Genomic DNA, 16,906 nt, shown 5'->3' on the forward strand with positions numbered 1-16,906 from the left:
CGAATTCTCCTTCATGCTTCGTCCATGGCGCGCAAAATCGGCGTCTTCATGGCGCAACGGCCCAGGGCCGGTAAGGGGCTGCGATCAAATTCCCTGAACGTAGACGAGATATGCGACACGGAAAGGCAGGTTGCCTCAGCGATCGAGAATATCGGCCTCGGTGGGAACGAGGATTTCGCGCTTGCCGGCGTGGTTGGCCGGGCCGATCACGCCTTCCTGCTCCATGCGCTCGATCAGCGACGCCGCGCGATTGTAGCCGATGCCGAGACGCCGTTGGATATAGGAGGTCGAAGCCTTGCCGTCGCGCAGCACGATCGCAACCGCCTGATCATAGGGATCTTCTGAATCCGATAGATTGGAAGTGCCGACCGGACCGTGCCCGTCATCATCCTCGTCGTCATCGGCGGTGATGGCATCGAGATATTGCGGCGCGCCCTGTGTCTTCAGATAAGCGACGATATCCTCCACCTCGCCATCGGAAACGAAGGGGCCGTGAACGCGCTGGATGCGCCCGCCGCCGGCCATGTAGAGCATATCGCCCATGCCGAGGAGTTGTTCGGCACCCTGCTCACCGAGGATGGTGCGGCTGTCGATCTTCGACGTCACCTGGAAGGAGATGCGCGTCGGGAAGTTTGCCTTGATCGTGCCGGTGATGACGTCGACCGACGGACGCTGCGTCGCCATGATGACATGGATGCCGGCCGCACGCGCCATCTGCGCCAGACGCTGCACGGCACCTTCGATATCCTTGCCGGCGACCATCATCAGATCGGCCATTTCGTCGATGATGACGACGATGTAGGGCATCGGCTTCAGATCGAATTCTTCCGTCTCGTAGATCGCCTCGCCGGTCTGGCGGTCGAAGCCGGTCTGCACCGTGCGGCTGATCGCCTCTCCCTTGGCAACGGCCTGCTCGACGCGGCTGTTGAAGCCGTCGATGTTGCGCACGCCGATCTTCGACATCTTCTTATAGCGCTCTTCCATCTCGCGGACGGTCCATTTGAGCGCAACGACGGCCTTCTTCGGATCCGTGACGACGGGCGACAGAAGATGCGGAATGCCGTCATAGACGGAGAGTTCGAGCATCTTCGGATCGATCATGATCAGGCGGCACTGTTCCGGCGTCATGCGATAGAGCAGCGACAGGATCATGGTGTTGATGGCGACGGATTTACCCGAACCGGTCGTACCGGCCACGAGCAGATGCGGCATCTTGGCGAGATCGGCAATGACGGGCTCGCCGCCGATCGTCTTGCCGAGCGACATGGCAAGCTTCGCCTTGGAGGTCTCGAAATCGCGGCTGGCGATGAGTTCGCGCAGATAGACCGTTTCGCGCGTCGAGTTCGGCAGCTCGATGCCGATGGCGTTGCGGCCGGGCACGACGGCGACGCGCGCAGCAATCGCGCTCATCGAACGTGCAATGTCATCGGCAAGGCCGATGACGCGGGACGACTTGATGCCTGGCGCCGGCTCCAACTCGTAAAGCGTGACGACCGGTCCGGGCCGGACATGGATGATTTCGCCCTTGACGCCGAAATCCTCCAGCACGCCTTCGAGCATGCGGGCATTCTGTTCCAGCGCATCGGCCGAGAGCGTCGCATCGCGGGCAACGGCCTTCGGCTCGGCAAGCAGATGGACGGCGGGAAGCTGGAAGCCATAGGGACGAATGAAGGAGGTCTGCGCCTCGCGTTCCGCCCGCGCACCCGGTTTCGGACGCGGCGCGGCAGGAGTGACACGATGGCCGGCAGCGGCTCCCTTTGGAGCAGCCGGGGCCAACGGCCACTCGTCATCCTCATCGTCAGGCAGGATATCGGCAGGACGGCGCGGATCGCGATCATAGATCGAATCCTCGTCTTCATCCTCATCGTCACCGAGACTGATCGACGGCGCGGAAACGACGCGGCGCGCCGGACCATCCATGGACGGCTCCAGACGGTCCCCCCGAGCCATGGGTGCCTTGGCGCGCACCGGCTCGTTCAGCGTACCGAATTCGTCGTCGTTGAAATCATAAGGTGCGTCGAAGGCATGGTCGCGGCGCTTGCGCGGTCCCATGCCGAACAGCCGGCGAAGGCGGGCCTGCGTGTTGTACCAGGCATGCATGACCGCGCCATAGGCCATGAAATTGGCGAGGAAACCGCCACGATCGTCATCCTCGTCCTCATCGCCCACCCGGCGGGCACGGCTGCGGGTTTCCTCGTAGTCGTCCTCATCCTCTTCGTCTTCCACGAGGTTTTCGCCGATGACGCCAGAGGCGAAGAGCATGAGCCAAATGGCCGGAACTGCGAGGACCGAACCGATGATGATGGCGACGACACCGCTCGGATAGGTGCCGATGAAAAGGGCTGGGAGGCGCAGCAGAAGATCGCCGACGACACCGCCGATACCGTTGGGAATCGGCCAGGTGGGCGGCGCCGGAAAGCAGGCGATGGAGCCGGCCGCGACGATGCAACCGCCGAACCATGCGCCGAGGCGCGAGGGTACCCGATGAAGCTTGCGGTTGGTAATCAAAGCAAAGGCCCAGGCGACGACGGGCAGCATCGCCAGAAGCGAGGCAAGGCCGAACGACTGCATCATGATGTCGGCAAAGGCTGCGCCGGGAAAGCCGAGCAGGTTGGTCGGCGCATTGGCAGTTGCGTAGGAATAGCTGGGGTCCATGACGTTCCAGGTCGCCAGCGCTGCAACGGCAAGCGCCAGCAGGAACAGTATCGCGAAACCTGTCAGGCCCTTGACCTGACGCCAAACCACACTCGATAGCGATAAACGGTCGGGGCGACCGCTCAACGCCGCCGAATTGCTTCTGCCCATGATATCCAGCCCCGTTCCAGTCCAAAGCGCAAACGAATCGGTCTATGCCCACTCGCCGGCAGGTTAGCCATACCTAATCAGAGGAGGGTTAATGGCATGTTAACCATGCACGCCAACCTCATGAATCGCCTGTCGTCTGAAGAAAAATGGCTGCGCACGAACGAAAAGGGCCCGAACCAAGGTCCGGGCCAAGGGCGCCTATTTACGATGAAATAGGACGCGACGGGATGTTGAGCGAAACCGGAGAGTTTGCTCCGGTTTCGCAAGCTCCAATCAGGAATTGTGGTAGGCGGCTTCGCCGTGCGAGGCGAGGTCGAGACCTTCGCGTTCGGCTTCCGGAGCGACGCGCAGGCCGATGATGACGTCGACAACCTTGTAGAGGATCGCCGAGCCGATGCCGCACCACAGGATTGTCGTGACGACGGCGGTCAGCTGGACGACGACCTGGCTGCTCATCGTGACGCCATCGGCATAGCCGACGCCGCCGAGCGAGGCGCTGGCGAAGATGCCGGTTGCGATGGCGCCGAAGATACCACCGATGCAGTGTACGCCGAAGACGTCAGCCGTATCGTCGTAGCCGAACTTGTTCTTCACGACCGAGACGAAGAAGTAGCAGAGCGGCGAGACGATGAGACCCATGACGATCGCGCCCATCGGACCGGCGATACCGGCTGCAGGCGTGATGGCGACGAGGCCGGCAACCATGCCCGAAGCGCCGCCGAGCATGGAGGCCTTGCCGCGGGTGAAGGTTTCGACCAGCGACCAGGAGATGATGGCGGCTGCCGTTGCGACGAAGGTGTTGACGGTTGCGAGCATCGCGCCGCCGGAAGCTTCGAGGTTGGAGCCGGCATTGAAGCCGAACCAGCCGACCCAGAGCATCGATGCGCCGACCATGGTGAGCGTCATGGAGTGCGGAGCCATCATGTCCTTGCCGAAGCCGACGCGCTTGCCGACGAGAATGGCGCCGACGATGCCTGCAATACCGGCATTGATGTGAACGACGGTGCCGCCGGCGAAGTCGAGTGCGCCCATCTTGAAGAGCATGCCGTTGGAATCCCAGACCATGTGGGCGATCGGGAAGTAGACGAAGGTCGCCCACAGCGCGCAGAAGAGCACGGCTGCGCCGAACTTGATGCGCTCGGCGAAGGCGCCGATGATGAGCGCCGGCGTGATGGCAGCGAAGGTCATCTGGAACAGCATGAAGATGAATTCAGGAATGACGACGCCCTTGGAGAAGGTTGCAGCCGTGGTCGAGGTCGAAACGCCCGAGAGGAACATCTTGGCCGTACCGCCCCAGTAAGGGCTCGAACCGCCGCCGAAGGCGAAGGAATAGCCGTAGAGAACCCAGAGGATCATTACGACCGCGCCGATCATCGTGCACTGCATCAGAACCGAGAGCATGTTCTTGGCGCGGACGAGGCCGCCATAGAACAGTGCCAGGCCCGGCACGAGCATGAAGAGCACGAGAATGGTGGAGATGAACATGAAGGCGGTGTCGCCCTTGTCCGGAACCGGAGTAGCGGCGGTCGCAGCTGCAGCAGCCGGGGCGGCATCCTGGGCAAAAGCGATCGCCGGCGCAAGCAAGGCCGCAGAAAGCGCGCCCACCCGTGTCAGGGCGGAGGAAAGCTTGGAAAATGACATGCAAATAACTCCCTGGTCCGCCGTGTCTTACAGCGCTTCTGAATCGGTTTCGCCCGTACGGATGCGCACGGCATGGTCAATGGAATAGACAAAGATCTTGCCGTCGCCGATCTGGCCGGTCTTGGCGGCGGACGCGATGGCCTCAACGGCCTTGTCGACGGTTTCGGATGCGACTGCGACCTCGATCTTCAGCTTCGGCAGGAAGCTCACGGCATATTCGGTGCCGCGATAAATCTCGGTATGCCCCTTCTGGCGCCCGTAGCCCTTCACTTCGGTCACAGTCAGGCCCTGGATGCCGACAGCCGTGAGGGCCTCACGGACCTCATCGAGCTTGAACGGCTTGATAATGGCCATCACAATTTTCATCTGGTTTCCCATCCTTTGTTAGCCTCGGCACGGAGCCGACTCTCCTTGCCGCCGACGAGTGTTTCTGCAGCGACTGGCCATATACATTCAAAGGGCGTGCCAGATTCGTGACACATTTATAACGTATTGAAATAAAACAGATTTATTGCGTAGACCCCATAAAGCGGCATTTCTCGCCAAAAGAGCAGCACAAATAAAGTGCAATTTTATAAAATTGCACTTTATTTAATCATTTGCCTTTTTACGAATCAGGCCTTCCTGCGCTACCGACGCAATCAGGATACCGGATCGCGTAAACAGGCTCCCACGCGTAAATCCGCGCGCGCCGGAGGCGCTGGGGCTCTCCTGACTGTAGAGCAGCCAGTCGTCGAGCTTGAACGGGCGATGGAACCACATGGCATGGTCGAGGCTTGCTACCTGGACGGTCGGATCCAGAACCGATGTCCCATGCGCATTCAGGGAGACATCGAGCAGCGTCATGTCGGAGAGATAGGCGAGCACCGCATTCTGGTAGAGCCGGTCATCCGGCACGGGTCCCGTCACCCGAACCCAGATATTCTGCCGCTGGCTCGGCTGCGCGCGGGAGAAATAGCTTTCGATCGAAACGGGCCTAATTTCGATCGCCCGTTTGCGCTCCCAATAGCGGCGGACATTCTCCGGCGCATGGGCAAGATAGCGCTGCTTCACCTGCTCCTCGTCCATCAATTCCTCCGGCATCGGCACATCGGGCATATCGCCCTGATGATCGAAGCCGGGTTCGTCGACCTGGAAGGACGCCGTCAGTGCAAAGATCGCCCTGCCATGCTGAATGGCCAGCACACGTCGCGTATTGAAGCTGGAACCATCGCGCAGGCGGTCGACCTGATAGAGGATCGGCACCGAAGGATCGCCGGGCAGCATGAAATAGGCATGCAGCGAATGCGCGAAGCGATCGCCATTCACCGTTCTCTGCGCCGCCATCAGCGCCTGACCGATGACCTGTCCGCCGAAGACGCGCTGCCAGCCCACCTGCGGGCTGTTGCCGCGAAAAAGGTTCATCTCGATCGTTTCGAGATCGAGCGTCGCCAGCACGGTTTCCATCGGGGTGAGCTTCTCGGTCTCTCGCGACATTTTGCTTGAACTCCCATGGTAGGAACCGTCGACAGGATGCTCTATATAGAGCAGGACGTGACAGTAAGACACAGGGAAGCGCTATGTTGGACATGCTGGTAGTGGGTGGCGGATATGTGGGTCTTGCCGCAGCGGTCGCAGTCAAGCAGGCCGCTCCTCACCTCGATGTCATGATCGTCGAGTCTGCTCCGGAAACCGCCTGGAAGAAGGACATGCGGGCATCGGCGATCATCGCGGCTGCCTCGAAGATGCTTGAAGTCCTCGGTGTCTGGAAGGAGATCGCCCCGGAGGCCGAGCCGATCACCCGCATGATCGTCACCGATTCGCGCACCGGCGATCCCGTCCGCCCGGTCTTCCTTACCTTCGACGGCGAAGTGGCCGAGGGTCAGCCTTTCGCCCATATGGTGCCGAACCTCACCATGGTCGGAGCGCTTCGCGGCGCTTGCGAGCGCTTGGGCATTACGATCAAGCATGGCCTCAGTGCCACCGGATTCGCAACCGACGACAACAAGACCACCCTTACCCTTTCGGATGGCAGCACGCTGGAAACGCGGCTTCTGGTCGCCTGCGACGGCGTGCGTTCGAAGCTGCGCGACATGGCTGGTATCAAGACGGTCACCTGGGATTACGGGCAATCCGGCATTGTCGTCACCGTCGAGCACGAGCGGCCGCACGGCGGCTGCGCCGAGGAGCATTTTCTGCCCTCCGGCCCCTTCGCTATCCTGCCCTTGAAGAACAACCGCTCCTCGCTCGTCTGGACGGAGCGCACCTCCGATGCCGAACGGCTGGTCGCCTCGGACGATCTCGTCTTCGAGGAAGAACTGGAACGCCGCTTCGGCCACAAGCTCGGCGCGCTCACCCCCATCGGAGAACGCCGTGCCTTTCCGCTCGGCCTGACGCTTGCCCGCGCTTTCGTCGCGCCGCGCTTTGCCCTTGCCGGCGATGCGGCCCATGGCATCCATCCGATCTCCGGCCAGGGCCTCAATCTCGGCTTCAAGGATGTGGCAGCCCTTGCCGAAACCATCGTCGAAGCCGACCGCCTCGGCCTCGACATCGGCTCGATCAATACCCTCGAACGCTACCAGACCTGGCGCCGCTTCGACACCTTCCGCATGGGGGTGACGACCGACGTGCTGAACCGGCTGTTTTCCAATGACAACACGCCGCTGCGCATCGCCCGCGACTTCGGGCTGGGGATCGTCGACCGGCTGCCCAGCCTCAAATCCTTCTTCATCGGCCAAGCCGCCGGCACCACGGCCAAGGACAATCCGCGGCTGCTTGCAGGCGAGGCGATCTGACAAGTCGGGGTCGAATCGCCAATCTCTGAAGCGGAAATCCTCTATACGAGGTTCCGCATCTCGGCATCCATCCAGCTGCAGAATTGCCGGACCGCTCTCGATTCCGAGCGGCGCCGGTAGCGATAGGTGCCGGTTTCGACTGGTTCGTAGCCAGGCAGATTTATCAGCGCACCCGATTTCATTTCCCGGCCCGTGAGGATGGTCGGTGTGAGCAGCACTCCGAGGCCGGCGACGCAGGCATGAAGCGCAGCGTCGTCCGTGTCGAAGGCATGGCCGAAGGAAAGATCTGCCGGTGAAAGACGGAACGCCTCGCACCAGAGCTGCCAGTCCCAGTTGCCCACACAGCATTGCAAAGCCGGCAGGCGCGAAACGGCAATCTCCCGATGATTGGCATCTTTCGCCAGCAGGCCAGGAGAAACGACCGGACGACGCAAGTCGCGCGCAAGGAACTCCCATCCTTCGGCGACTTCCCCTATCCGGAAATGTCGAATGCTGACATCCGAGTCGGGAACGGCTGGAAAACCGCGCGCGGAACTCGTTTCCACCCGGACGCGCACCTGCGGGCAGAGAGCGCGAAAGCGATCCAGTGACGGAATGAGCCAGCGCAGCGCAAGCGATGTGGTGGCGTGGACGCCGATTTCGTTTTCGTCGCGATAAAGAGCCTCGGCCGAGCGTTCGATGAGCCCGATCGCCGGCGCGACCTCCTGATAGAACCGCCGCCCTATTTCGGTGAGGGAGACGGTGTTGTTTCCCCGGCGGAAGAAAATCACCCCTAACTCGTCTTCAAGCTTTTTGAGCTGGTGGCTCACCGCGCCAGACGTCACGCCAAGCTCGCTACCGGCCGCTGTCAGGCTTCCGGTGCGCGCCACGATCGCAAACACCCTGATGGCATTGAGCGAGATACGGTGCCGCTCCTGCATGAATTTTCCTCAATCTCCCCTCAAATTCCTCGTTTGAGCATCACGCGAAAATCGCGCACAAGCAGATGCAAAATGCCAATGGATCCGCAGCAAAGTCAAACCAAGCCGTCCCAAATTCGTAGCATGGCTGCCGTTTAAAGGCAGCAATACTTTCTTTGCATTTTGCCGACTGACCAACCTGCTCGTCTTTCGCATTCCGCCAGAAATAAAAGCTGCTCCGCCAAAGGTCTTTGATGCCTCGCCTTCGATATCGCTACCGCGATCCGATCACGCTTTCCGCGCCGATTGCGTGGATGCCATTCCGCTCACCCATAGTTCGCGCCGTTGCCGCACTGTCGCTCACACAGCTCATCGGCTGGGGCTCTACCTTCTATCTGCCAGCGGTGATTGGGCCTGCCATGGCCCACGAACTGGGCGTTAGCCTGCCCATGGTCATGGCTGGACCGACGATCATGCTTGTTGTCATGGCGATGGTGTCCTGGCCGCTAAGCTCCATCTTCGAACGCCACGGCGCCCGCCCGATTATGACCTGGGGGGGCGCTCTGGGCGCTGGCGGACTGCTGATCCTGGGGCTCGCCCACGGTCCGATCCTCTATATTCTTTCATGGTTGACCCTCGGCCTCGCCGGCACCTGCATGTTGACGACACCGGCACAGATTGCAGTCAGCGAAATCGCCGGCGATACAGCGCGTCGGGCACTCGGCGTTCTGATCCTGGCAGGCGGGCTGACATCGACGATCGTCTGGCCGTTGACCGGCCTTCTACAGGATCAATGGGGCTGGCGCGCTACAACGCTTTTCTTTGCCGCGCTGATGCTGTTTGTCTGCGCGCCGTTGCATTGGACCACGCTTGCCCGTCAACCCAAGGAGAAATCGGCTAAGAAGGCCGCGCTGGAGCCTGCCCCCATCCATGGGCCGAGTTTCACCTTGCTGGCCGCAAGCTTTGCCGCCAACGGCTTCGTTACCTGGGGATTTGCCCTGACGATCATCATCCTCTTCGAGGCTGCTGGTCTCGATCATGCCAGCGCGCTGGCGGCAGCAGCCTTCATCGGCATTGCGCGATGGGCGGGCCGCATGGTCGATTTACTCGGCAGCCGGCGCTGGTCGGGCTTTACCATCGGTCTCACGGGCTCTGCGCTGTTTCCCTTGAGCTTTGCGATTCTTCTGCTGAGCAATAGCTTCACGGGCGCCATGCTTTTCGCCACACTTTACGGCATTGCCAGCGGCATCACCGCCGTTACCCGCACCACGCTGCCGTTGCAGATTTTTCCCAGCGGCACCTACGCCCGCGCATCGGCACGACTGGCGGTCCCTCTCAATCTCTCCTATGCAGCGGCGCCACCATTATTCACCACCGCGGTGACCTACGCCGGTCCACAGGCTGCACTATGGCTGGCCATGGCGATCTCGAGCATTGCATATTGCACGCTGCTCAGCCTTTTGCTGGTGCATCGCCGAGTGAATGACACGTCTCAACCGAGCTGAACCAGCCTCAATCCTCGATACGTCTTGCTTCCGAAATCAGCATGATCGGAATGCCGTCGCGGATCGGATAGGCGAGGCGCGCGTTTTCCGAGATCAGCTCGTTCTTTTCCCGGTCGTAGCTCAGCCGCCCCTTGGTCAGCGGGCAGACGAGCAGATCGAGCAGTTTCGGGTCCACTTTGCTGACCGTGACGTCCATGCGAAAATTCCTATTGCAGGAGGGAATCGGTGTCGCCGGAGCCGGCGAGCACGATCTTGACGATGGCGATGAAGGTTTCGGCGCGGGTCTTCAGGTCGGGCGCTTCGAGAAGGGCCTGTTTCTCGGCCGGATCGAAGGGCGCCATCATCGACAGCGAATTGACCAGCATCATGTTGTCGGCCCGCTCGACGCTTTCCCAATCCGCTTCCAACTTGTTGGCCTCCAGATAGGCACGGAAAGCCGAAAGCAGTGCCGGGCGATCGACCGTGCCTTCCTCATGATGGGATTTCAGGTCGGAGATGAAGGGGGTGATGCGGAATGTGCGATAGGGCTGGTGGGCGGTGATTTCATCCATCAGCCGGAAACGGCATATGCCCGTCAGCGCGGCGATATAACGACCGTCGCCAGTCTCCGAGAGGGAGGTGATGCGCCCGAGGCAGCCGACATGCGCCAGATTGGATGATTCCGGCGGCTCTCCCAGCGCCGGCTGGATCATGCCGATCAAACGATTTCCGGCGATGGCCGCATCGAACATGGCGAGATAGCGCGGCTCGAAGACATTCAGCGGCAATTGAGCCCCGGGCAGCAGCAACGCACCGGACAGGGGAAAGACAGCAACCGATTCGGGCAGATCGCTTGGCTTCAAATATCTGGCATTGCCGACTTGCATCTCTTCCATCCCGCCAAAGCATGTCGCGCAAGTATGCAGCGGTTTTGCGACAGCGACATGCGCAAAATCAAAGACCTAAAGTGCGAAAAGCGAAGCCGAGAGATCGCGACGCATTTTAGATCGCCGCGCAGAAACGACACACATCGTGGTCATCGCCCCCTTTTCGCGCCGTCATCGATAATGTGAGCCCGTCTGCCGAAAACACAAGAGCATTTTCAATGAAAACTCCGAGATGCCCGCCTGAAGCACACGACTGCCGGATACCTGACACCGTCGTCTAACAAGCGATCGCGCGAAAAGGTTCCGCACGATCGCCACACCTCGAGGAAACAGACCCTTTACGAAAACAGAATCGAGGAAAGCTTGCGCCGTGCCGCGATCGTGGCGGGATCCTTGGCACCCCATACCTCGAAGAACTCCAGCAGCTGGCGGCGCGCGCCGTCATCGTCGTAGCTGCGATCCTTGCGCATGACGGTCAGAAGATGCTCGGCCGCCTCCTCGCGCTTGCCTTCGACGTTGCGGATCTTGGCGAGCTTGATGCGCTGCTCGTGATTGTCGGGGTTGGCGGCCAGTTCACGTTCGATCGCCACGGGATCGCCAAGTTTGCGGGCCTCGTCGATCTGGTCGAGCTTCTTGACCACGGCCTGGATGCCGGCATCGTTGGCAAGCGTCTCCGGCAGGTCGGCAAGCGCCTCGCGGGCGCGCTGGCTCTGGCCGGCGGCGATCATGCATTCGGCCATGCCGGCGAGCGCCTTGGCATTTTCCGGGTCCGCCTGCAGCACCGCGCCGAAAAGCTCGGCGGCGCCATTGACGTCACCGGCGGCAAGCAGGCCGCTCGCCTCTTCCAGAACGGCAGCAATCTCGGCTGCCTGATCGTCCGCACCGCCTGCAGGGCCGCCGAGACGATCGATGAACTGGCGAACCTGGCTTTCCGGAACCGCACCCATGAAGCCATCGGCCGGACGGCCATCGACGAAAGCGATGACGGCCGGGATCGACTGGATGCCGAGCTGGCCGGCAATCGAGGGATGATCATCGATGTTCATCTTGACCAGCTTGATGCGGCCCTTGGCCTCGGTGACGACTTTTTCGAGCACCGGCGTCAACTGCTTGCACGGGCCACACCAGGGCGCCCAGAAATCGACCAGCACCGGCTGGTTGCGCGATTCCTCGATAACGTCCTTGGCGAAGGTCGCCGTCGTCGTGTCCTTGATCGGCGAAGCGCCGCCGGCGGCTGGCGTGGCGCCGAAGGATGCCGAGGCCGACATCTGCCCGCCGAAGGAAGCGTTATAGGGATTGTTCGAACCGCTCATGAGTGTCTCCCGCCTGACGGCATCCTTGATTTTGTAAGAAGCATGATCTCCAGACGAGACGATGAGGTTCGCCTGCCAGCACGCTCCATGAAGTGGCCAAAGCGACCGGACAATCCGAAGAGAAGCCGACCGCTATAATCTTAGCGCTAAAATCGTACGTTAGCTCGTCACTTTCAAGACTAGCGGCGTATGACCCGTCGCCTCCATGAAGCGCAGGAGATCGCCGCTGGCAATCGACGTCGTCGCATCGTTCGACAAGGGGTGGCAATTGACGATGTCATGCGCCATCAGCTCGGCATCGAGGACGAAGGTGACATTGTTGGCGGTGTCGTTGATCGCGCCGAAGGCCGTGACAGAGCCAGGGATGACGCCGAGATATTCCATCAGCTTTTCCGGCTTGCCGAAGGACACCTTGCTGGCCGCGCCGATCAGCGTGTGCACGGTCTTCAGGTCGACTGTCGCATTTTCCTCGACGGTCAGCAGGAAGAAATTGTCCTTCTTGTCCTTCACGAAGAGGTTCTTCGTATGGCCGCCTGGAATTTCGTCGCGCAGCGATACCGATTCGGCAACGGTGAAGACCGGAGCATGATCCTTGGTCGTATGGCTGATACCGAGCCCGTCCAGGAATCGGAAAAGGTCGTCGCGGTTCTTCGGGCTGGTCTCGGTCATGGCGTCTCGCAATCAAGAATGGTCCGCCCCTGATACGTCGCCCACAATTTCATTGCAATCTTCGAGACGACAAGGCCCGGCGTTTCCGGGCTTTCCCATGGCTTATGAAAAGAAGATGCAATTTTTCTTCGCGAACTCGTCATTTCCCTGTTGCATTTGAAAAACGGTTAGGCCATATAGCGCCCGTCGCCGCAAGACGACGCCCAGCGGTCCAACACACTACCCCGGATCGCGACGGGAATGAGCGGGTGTAGCTCAGGGGTAGAGCACAACCTTGCCAAGGTTGGGGTCGAGGGTTCGAATCCCTTCGCCCGCTCCAGTTTTCCAAGTCTTTCTCCGAATAGAAGAAGTCACGGCTCAGGCCGAGGCTGGTATTTTGCCGAAAAGGCAAGTTTCCGTATTCCTGCTTCCTTCCCCTGCTTCCATGCCTTGCCCGCGTGCCCAAGTCTCAAATCAGTCCCATTTGACGTGCAGGTCTGAGCAACAAAATAAACGGACGGAACGCGGTATTGCTCGCATGAAAACAAAGATTTCCCTGCTGATTGCGATACTGTCGCTTCTGCCGGTTCCCGCACTGGCCCATCCGCATATCTTCATCGATGCCAAATTCGAGGTCGTCTCGGCGCCCGATGGCTCCATCAGCGAGCTGCGCAATGTCTGGAGCTTCGACGAGGTGTTCACCTCCTCCGTGCTCATGGATTACGGCAAGAGCGGCGACCAGGCTTTGAGCGCAAGCGAGCTCAAGGCCGTGGGAAAGACGGTCAGGGATTCCTTGGCGCAATATGGTTACTACACGAACGTCACCAGCAACGGCAAAGCGGTGCCGATGGCCAAGCCGGATGCGATCCAGGCCGACTACAAGGATGGTTCGCTGACGCTGACCTTTTCGCTGAAGCCGGAGCAGAAGACCTTTCTCAAGGGAACCACCATCTTCGGCATCTACGACAAGACGCTCTATACGGCGGTCGATTTCGCCACCGACAACGATTTGAGCACGTCGGGGCCGGCCTTCGGCCGCTGCAAGCGCAAGGTCATCAGGCCCAACCCCAAGGAAGTCATGGCGGAAAACCAGGCAGCGCTGACAAGTATGTTCTTCAGCGACCCCAAGGGTACGGACTACTCGCTGCTGGTGGCGACACGGCTGGAGGTCGATTGCTGATTCCGTGCTGGGCGCGCCCGAATCGACGCCGTCCCTCACTGTCCTTCACTCTGGCGGCGGAGCGTCGTTTCGCACACCCTCATCGTTTCGCGAGGGCGATATATAGCGGCGGGCGATGATCCAGCAGCCGAGCGCCCAGGTCGCGCCGGCGCACCAGCCACCGAGGACGTCGGTCGGATAATGCACGCCGAGATAGACCCGGCTCGCGCCGATCATCAATGTCAGCAGGATGCCGGCCGCGACGGTGAAGACGCGCGTCGAGCGATAGGTGCGCGTGCTTGAGATCAGCGCGGCTAGGGTCAGATAGGTCACCGCCGAAACCATCGCATGGCCGCTCGGAAAACTCAGATCCTGCACTTCGACCAGATGCGGCACGATATCGGGCCGAGGCCGTGCGACGCCGATCTTCAAGGCCGTGCTCAATGCCCATCCGCCAAGCACCGAAACGAGGATGAAAATGGCGATCGCCCGCCGGTGGTCCAGCAGCAGGTAGATCGTCACCAAAGCGGTCATCAGCGCGAGCACGGTCGTGCCGCCGAGGCTCGTGATGTCTCTGACGGCATGGGTCAGCCATCCCGGCCCGAGCGGCACGGAGAGGCTCGCGGGCTGGCGAAGCGCCAGCAATATCGCCTCGTCGAACCCCCTCGTGCTTCCTTCGAGAACCTCGCCCGTCAGATAGATGAACAGGAGAATTCCGCCCGAAAGGGCAGCGAACATCAACAGCAGGAAAGGCTCGTAGCGGTTCAACCATCCAGGGATACCCGACGTGTCAATCGGCCGATTCTTCATGCGCTGAAACCTGCCTGTCGTGCGTTCACATCGCCTCTTTCACTGATCGAAGTGGAAAAGAAATAAAGCCTATCTAGGGATAAAATTCGCCGCTTCCAACCGTGGTGAGAGCGACCGTCGTGCGTTTGGCGCGCCAAGCGCTTCAGGTTCATGACATGTTTTTCATCTATTCCAGAGCGTATTTCTCGCTCACGCAGCAGCGGGCCGAAGGCGCACAGCACGACGCTTGCACAAGCGGTGCAAGAGCCCTCGGGCCGTAAGCCGAGCGCAATAATTACTCGTTCATTTTCTGCTGTTTTCGGAAGCTTGAGCTGTGCTAGTAATGCTGCAAGGGCGATCGGAGATCGGGTGTTATCAGAGTGTTAAGTGTTGGGACATCTTTCTCCGCCCGCTTATCGATGCTGGCTGGAATCGGGCTTCTGGCCGCCTTCGCAGCCGGCGCTTTTCCCACATCGTCCAGGGCGGAAGACGCCGCGAAATCCTCATCCAGCACCTGGGTCGTCACGCTTGGAGCAACCGTGGAATACGGACCGAGCTATGAGGGATCGAAGCACTATACCTTCGGCGCCCTGCCATCTTTCGACATCCATCGTCTGGGTGAGGCCCAGGAATACAGTGCCCCGGACGACAATTTCGACTATCAGCTTTTCGATCTCGGAGGCCTTGAAATCGGCCCTGTGGTCGGCTTGCGGGATGACCGCTTCGATCTCAACAATCTGCACCTCCAAAGCCAGCGCAGGGTGCGCTGGAATTTCGATGCGGGCGGCTTTGCCCAATATTGGCTGATGGACAATCGGCTCCGGTTCCGCACGGAAATACGCCAGTCGCTTTGGGGCGGCGATGGACTGGTCGGCGACTTCGCCCTCGACTGGTTCCAGCCGCTCGGAGACAAGTGGCTATTGTCCGCTGGCCCTCGCCTGTCGATGGCAAATTCAGTGTATATGCGCACCAACTTCGGCATCTCGGAGAGTGAAGCTGCGAGGCATGGCCATATCAATGCCTTCGATGCCGGCGCCGGCGTGAAATCGGTCGGCTTCACCGTGGCTGCCACCTACACGATCTCGCCGGAATGGAGCGTGCAGGTCTACGAGAAATATAACCGCCTGGTGGGCGATGCCGCCGACAGCCCGATCACCTCGCGCTTCGGCTCACCCGACCAGAACATCGTTGGCTTCACGCTGAACAGAACCTTCAACATCAAGTTTTGAAGCGCTCTTCGCTTCATTCTCGGCAATATAATTGCGCGTCAGCGGAATGATGTCGTTGCGCTTGGCGATCTGGATCTGGAAGACGACAAGATCCTCGTAGCGGAAGGCGGCCTCCGCCGTCGAAAGATAATATTCCCACATACGGCAGAAGCGCTCGTCGTAGAGCTTGGCGGCATCGTCCCAGCGTGCCATGAAACGCTCCCGCCACGCCTCGAGCGTCTTGGCATAATGCAGCCGCAGCACCTCGACATCGGTGATGGCAAGCCCCGCCGCCTCGATCTCCGGCACGATCTCGGACAGTGCCGGAATATAACCTCCCGGAAAGATATATTTGTCGAGCCAGGGCGTGGTAAAGCCCGGGGTCGCCGAACAGCCAATGGTGTGCAGCACCATGATGCCGTCATCCTCCAGCAGCTCAGCGCATTTGCGGAAGAAGGTGCGATAAGACGCAAGCCCGACATGCTCGAACATGCCGACGGAGACGATCCTATCGAAGCGGCCGGTCAGGCTGCGGTAATCCCTTAGCGCAAACTGAACCTCCGCCGGCGTTTCCCCGACCTTCTCAGTGGTGCGTTTCGAGGCATACTCATGCTGCTCTTCCGATAGGGTCACGCCGAGCACATAACCGCCCGGCGCATGTTCGGCCATATGCAGCGCGAGGCCGCCCCAGCCGCAGCCGATATCGAGAATGCTGTTGTTCGGCTCGATCAAAAGCTTGGCGGCGAGATGCCGCTTCTTGGCAATCTGCGCGTCGTCAAGCGATTGGTTGGCATGCTCGAAATAGGCGCAGGAATATTGCCGGTCCGGATCGAGGAAGAGCTCGTAGAGCCGGGCGTCGAGATCGTAATGATGGGCGACATTGGCCTTCGAGCGCCCAGGCAGGTTACGATGGCGGAAGATCCTGAGCTTGGTCCGGATATGATCGATGATGCGGGCAATGAGCGGATGGGTGCTGTTCTGCCCCTCACGCAGCATCATCGCCACGAAATCGTAAAGCGTGCCGCGCTCGACGATGAAGCGGCCATCCATGAAGAGTTCGCCAAGCCGCTTGTCGGCATCAATCAGCAACGCCCATTCGGCACGGTCATCGGTGAAGCGGACATGAACCGGCTCACCGGTGCCGTCGCCAAAAGCCAGCACTCGGCCGCTTGCCGTCGTCACGGTCAGCGCGCCGCGCGTGACGATGGAGGAAAGTCCGCGTTTCAGACACCAGTCGACAAAGCTGGAGAAAATGGCGGGGGTTTTGCCCTTCGGGCGGTTGTCAGCTTGCATATTGGA

General features: G+C 60.5%; 15 protein-coding genes and 1 tRNA gene. 5 read left to right on the forward strand and 11 right to left on the reverse strand.

Annotated features, from left to right (window positions below):
* Positions 1-135 precede the first annotated feature (135 nt).
* From PH558_RS20135 to tesB, 4 genes are all read right to left on the reverse strand, one after another.
* Positions 136-2,805 (reverse strand): FtsK/SpoIIIE family DNA translocase, encoded by a 2,670-nt coding sequence (locus PH558_RS20135; protein WP_285206158.1) that lies wholly within the window; start codon positions 2,803-2,805, stop codon positions 136-138.
* Positions 2,806-3,078: 273 nt separating this feature from the next.
* Positions 3,079-4,446 carry an ammonium transporter gene (locus tag PH558_RS20140; RefSeq protein ID WP_285206159.1) on the reverse strand — a complete coding sequence of 456 codons (1,368 nt, stop codon included), beginning with the start codon at positions 4,444-4,446 and terminating at the stop codon, positions 3,079-3,081.
* A 27-nt stretch (positions 4,447-4,473) separates the two neighbouring features.
* Positions 4,474-4,824, reverse strand: coding sequence for a P-II family nitrogen regulator (locus tag PH558_RS20145; protein WP_015341499.1), 351 nt, complete (start codon positions 4,822-4,824; stop codon positions 4,474-4,476).
* Positions 4,825-5,037: 213 nt separating this feature from the next.
* Positions 5,038-5,922 carry an acyl-CoA thioesterase II gene (tesB, locus tag PH558_RS20150; RefSeq protein WP_285206160.1) on the reverse strand — a complete coding sequence of 295 codons (885 nt, stop codon included), beginning with the start codon at positions 5,920-5,922 and terminating at the stop codon, positions 5,038-5,040.
* A gap of 83 nt (positions 5,923-6,005) precedes the next feature.
* On the opposite strand from tesB, the gene PH558_RS20155 reads away from it, so the two are divergent.
* On the forward strand, positions 6,006-7,220 hold the full coding sequence (locus PH558_RS20155) for a ubiquinone biosynthesis hydroxylase (RefSeq protein WP_483314167.1): 1,215 nt from the start codon (positions 6,006-6,008) through the stop codon (positions 7,218-7,220).
* A 41-nt stretch (positions 7,221-7,261) separates the two neighbouring features.
* On the opposite strand, the gene PH558_RS20160 is transcribed toward PH558_RS20155, so the two are convergent.
* On the reverse strand, positions 7,262-8,140 hold the full coding sequence (locus tag PH558_RS20160; protein WP_285206162.1) for a LysR substrate-binding domain-containing protein: 879 nt from the start codon (positions 8,138-8,140) through the stop codon (positions 7,262-7,264).
* Positions 8,141-8,373: 233 nt separating this feature from the next.
* Here PH558_RS20160 and PH558_RS20165 point away from each other — a divergent pair, with 233 nt between their 5' ends.
* Complete coding sequence (locus tag PH558_RS20165) at positions 8,374-9,624, forward strand: MFS transporter (protein ID WP_285206163.1); 1,251 nt, start codon at positions 8,374-8,376, stop codon at positions 9,622-9,624.
* Positions 9,625-9,631: 7 nt separating this feature from the next.
* On the opposite strand, the gene PH558_RS20170 is transcribed toward PH558_RS20165, so the two are convergent.
* From PH558_RS20170 to PH558_RS20185, 4 genes are all read right to left on the reverse strand, one after another.
* Positions 9,632-9,820, reverse strand: coding sequence for a Trm112 family protein (locus PH558_RS20170; RefSeq protein ID WP_095433038.1), 189 nt, complete (start codon positions 9,818-9,820; stop codon positions 9,632-9,634).
* A 10-nt stretch (positions 9,821-9,830) separates the two neighbouring features.
* Positions 9,831-10,490 carry an LON peptidase substrate-binding domain-containing protein gene (locus tag PH558_RS20175; protein ID WP_095436064.1) on the reverse strand — a complete coding sequence of 220 codons (660 nt, stop codon included), beginning with the start codon at positions 10,488-10,490 and terminating at the stop codon, positions 9,831-9,833.
* 338 nt (positions 10,491-10,828) lie between these two features.
* Positions 10,829-11,803, reverse strand: a complete 975-nt coding sequence (trxA, locus tag PH558_RS20180) for a thioredoxin (RefSeq protein ID WP_285206164.1) — start codon at positions 11,801-11,803, stop codon at positions 10,829-10,831.
* Between the two features lie 159 nt (positions 11,804-11,962).
* A complete protein-coding gene (locus PH558_RS20185; protein ID WP_113407878.1) occupies positions 11,963-12,472 on the reverse strand; it encodes a prolyl-tRNA synthetase associated domain-containing protein in 510 nt (169 codons plus the stop codon).
* Between the two features lie 244 nt (positions 12,473-12,716).
* On the opposite strand from PH558_RS20185, the gene PH558_RS20190 reads away from it, so the two are divergent.
* Both PH558_RS20190 and PH558_RS20195 read left to right on the forward strand, forming a co-directional pair.
* Positions 12,717-12,791, forward strand: a tRNA-Gly gene (locus PH558_RS20190).
* A gap of 198 nt (positions 12,792-12,989) precedes the next feature.
* Positions 12,990-13,631: a DUF1007 family protein gene (locus PH558_RS20195; RefSeq protein WP_113407879.1), complete on the forward strand. Its 642-nt coding sequence runs from the start codon at positions 12,990-12,992 to the stop codon at positions 13,629-13,631.
* A gap of 45 nt (positions 13,632-13,676) precedes the next feature.
* Here PH558_RS20195 and PH558_RS20200 read toward each other — a convergent pair whose 3' ends face one another.
* Complete coding sequence (locus PH558_RS20200; protein WP_113407880.1) at positions 13,677-14,420, reverse strand: phosphatase PAP2 family protein; 744 nt, start codon at positions 14,418-14,420, stop codon at positions 13,677-13,679.
* Positions 14,421-14,818: 398 nt separating this feature from the next.
* Between PH558_RS20200 and PH558_RS20205 the strand changes: the two genes are divergently transcribed.
* Positions 14,819-15,628, forward strand: a complete 810-nt coding sequence (locus PH558_RS20205) for a MipA/OmpV family protein (protein ID WP_244575235.1) — start codon at positions 14,819-14,821, stop codon at positions 15,626-15,628.
* Here the strand turns inward: PH558_RS20205 and PH558_RS20210 are convergent.
* On the reverse strand, positions 15,569-16,900 hold the full coding sequence (locus tag PH558_RS20210) for a class I SAM-dependent methyltransferase (RefSeq protein ID WP_483314169.1): 1,332 nt from the start codon (positions 16,898-16,900) through the stop codon (positions 15,569-15,571). The two genes, PH558_RS20205 and PH558_RS20210, sit on opposite strands and share 60 nt — an antisense overlap.
* Positions 16,901-16,906: the final 6 nt, after the last annotated feature.

It is taken from the genome of Rhizobium pantanalense (assembly GCF_030182525.1).
Classification (GTDB): domain Bacteria; phylum Pseudomonadota; class Alphaproteobacteria; order Rhizobiales; family Rhizobiaceae; genus Rhizobium.